This window comes from Micrococcales bacterium, from assembly GCA_009784895.1.
Taxonomy (GTDB): domain Bacteria; phylum Actinomycetota; class Actinomycetes; order Actinomycetales; family WQXJ01; genus WQXJ01.
Genome location: WQXJ01000098.1, coordinates 1 through 3205, shown reverse-complemented (window position 1 = coordinate 3205; position 3205 = coordinate 1). Strand labels below are relative to the sequence as shown.

Sequence of the window (3205 nt, the reverse complement as noted above, 5' to 3'; positions counted from 1 at the left end):
GACGGGGTCCAACCCTGACCCTGGCAAGGTCCAGGCCAACGGCACCGATTCGTATACGGTCACGGTGAACCTGCGGAACATCGAAACCGGCTCGGTTTACATGGGTTCAGCTGTGGTCACGGTCACGCCGGCCGGTCCGATCGGCGCACCCTATACGGTCACTTCAGACCTAACGGGCACCGGTCAGGTCATGATCCGTTCCGAAGTGGCCGGTGACTTCAAAGTCACCGTCCAAGTCGGTGGCGACGCTGTCGAAACCCCAGCCGTCGGTTCAGGTGTTTACGAAGCCACAATCACCTTCGATCCAGGCCCGGCTGATGGTGTCAACAGTGAGTTGGTTTCGCCGGTCAACCCGGCTGTCGCCAACGGCAGTGATACTCAAGTAGTTCGCGCCATTGTGCGTGACGCCTATGGTGTGGCCGGGGCCGGCAACCTGATCGGTGGCACCCAAGTACGGTTCGCCGTACCAGCCAACACTATGGCCAAGGGATGCGCCGAGGGTGCTTCCATCAACGGTGGGACTGGTGTGACATGCACTATGACCACCGCTACGACCGGTACTTCCAAGGGCATAGCCGAACTAACCCTGGTTTCAACCAAGGCTGGCTCTTATGGTGTCACCGCCATGGTTGGTACGACCGCTATCCAAACTGGTTCACCAGCCACGGTCAGGTTTATTGCCGACAAGACGGTTGACCCGTCCCAATCGACGTTCGTGTTGAAGACTCTGGGTCAGACCAAGGTCGCAGGTGTAGGTGACCACACTGGTGAAGTAACTATCCGGGATGCTTACGGCAACCTGATTGACCGGGCTGACGGCCAGGTTGATGTGGTCCTGACTTGGACACTCAACACTGACCCAACCCATGTCGGTTCGAAGACGGTCAGGACGGTTGATGGTGTGGCCACTATCAGTTTCACTGACACCAAGGCTGGCATGTATGCGGTTAGCGCGACTGTGCCGACTGGCACGGTTAGTGGTTCGCCGCAAACAGCCGAGTTCATTGCTGGGGCCGCTACTAACGCCACCTTGGTGACGTCATCGGGCAAGGTTCTTAGTGACGGTAACGCTAAACACTATGGTGAGGTTCTCGTCACCGACCTGAACGGTAACCCGGTTTCGGGTGTCAACTTGGCGTTCACTGTCAACGGGGATGCCCGGATCGCGGGGACCACGGCGGCGCCGTGGAACACGCTGACGCTGCAAACCTCGACCGCTGGTTTGGCCAGGGTTGAGGTAACTGACACGAAAGCCGAGTCGGTCCGGTTAACCGTCGATGGGCCGGTTGGCCTGGCCGTGCAGGGTTCACCGGCCACGCTCATCTTTGATACTGACGTGCCGGACCCGACCAGGTCGACCCTGGTGGTGGCTCAGGGTACGGCGAGCGGTCCGGGTGGTTGTGTCGTGGCTAACGGCACTGACACGTGGACCGGCACCATCACCCTGCGCGACATCAACAATCTGAAGGTTGGCGGCGCAGGCGTCGATATCGCGGTCGACAGCCCGGTGGTTGTCAGCCCAGCCGGTCCATACGCGACCGATGCCAACGGCGTGGTCGCGGTCACCCTGACTTCAACCACTGCCGGCAGTTACAACGTGACGGCCATGCTGGGTGCGGCCAATATCTCTGGTAGCCCGGCTCAGGTCACGTTCTGTGCCGGCCCGGTTGACGGGGTCAAGTCTTATCTGGTGTCGCCTGCCGTTCAGGCGACGGCCGATGGCGTGAAGACCCAGGTGATCACGGCTCACCTACGTGACGGCTTCGACAACCCGGTGCCAGGTGGCCAGGTGCGGTTCGCCGTGCCGACAGGCACTACGGCCAAGGTTTGCGCCGAGGGTGCCACGGTGGCTGGTGGGGCTGGTGCGTTCTGCACTATGACTGCGGGCAACACCGGGGCGGCAACTGGTGTGGCTGAGTTGACTTTGGTTTCGACCAAGTCTGGCACCTATGACGTCACGGCCCGGGTGGGCGCTGTTGACATCGTCACTGGTAGTCCGGCCAAAGCCAAGTTTGTGGCCGGTCCGGTTGACTATGGCCGGTCGAAGATCGAAGTCATTGGCAACCCACCGAAGGTGGCCGACGGCGCTGACACTTACATCGTCAAGGTGACGTTGATCGACGCCAACGACAATCCGGTGACAGCAGCAGCCGGCAGCGTGGTCGAGTTCGCTTTCGCCAAGGGCGACTTGGGCCAGTCGGTTACTGCCACGGTCGGGGCCGATGCCGTCGCCAGCGTCCAGTTTGCCACCACCTCGGCTGGCACCTGGCTTGGCACAGCCACACACAGTGGCAGCCAAGTCGAGTCCGGCTCGCCAGTGTCGCTGCCGTTCACTCACGGTGCGCTGTCGCTGCAGCATTCGGTCTTTGAAGTGTCAACCTCGCTGGCCTTGTCTGATGGCTTGGCCTCTCATTGGGCCAAGGTGCTGCTAACCGATGCTTTCGGTAACCCGGTGCCTGGTGTCGATGTGACGCTGGCTGTGTCTCAGGGCGCGGCCGATGTGCCTGGTCCGTGGTTCGGTACCACCAAGACCACCACCTCGGTGACGTTGACTAGTTGCCCGCTAACGGCTACGGCTTTAGCACCGGCTTGGTGCACTCAGAACGGGGTTTACACACCCGGTCTGGTCTGGGCTGATATCCGGTCTGACGAACCTGGTGTTTTCCAGGTCACGGCCACCGCTGGTGGTGCTGCCATCAACCATGCCGGGGACTCGCGCGAGATCGCTTTCACCGCTGGTGCACCTGACCCGTCGAAGTCGAGTTGGGCTGTCAGTCCTGACCCAACCGACCCGGCAACCAAGGTCCGGGCCAACAGCAGCGACACCTATGCCCTGACGGTGACGGTCAAGTCGGCTTCGGAAATCCTCCTTGATGGGGCACCGGTCAGGTTGAACCTGGCTGATGTGCCGGAGTTGTCGACGGTTGAACTCAACCCGAATGTCACCGGTACCCCACTCAATCCGGTGTGGGGTAAGTTCACCTTCAATGTCAAGTCGACCAAGCCTGGTACCTATTCGTTCCCGGTGCAGGTCAATGTCAACGGCGAGTGGCGCGACATAACCAAGCCTGAGGCTGTCGCCACGCTCGTGTTCACGGCTGGTGACGCTAGCCCGTTGACCTCGACTATCACCACCAACCGTGGCTACGTTGAGGCCAACCGTCTGGACACCACCGCCAGGGGCAAACTGGATCAAGCCACTTTG

General features: G+C 61.0%; 1 protein-coding gene. It reads left to right on the top strand.

The annotated features are described in order from the left end of the window. A partial coding sequence (locus FWD29_10040; GenBank protein MCL2804268.1) for an Ig-like domain-containing protein occupies positions 1–3205 on the top strand: 3205 nt, incomplete at both ends.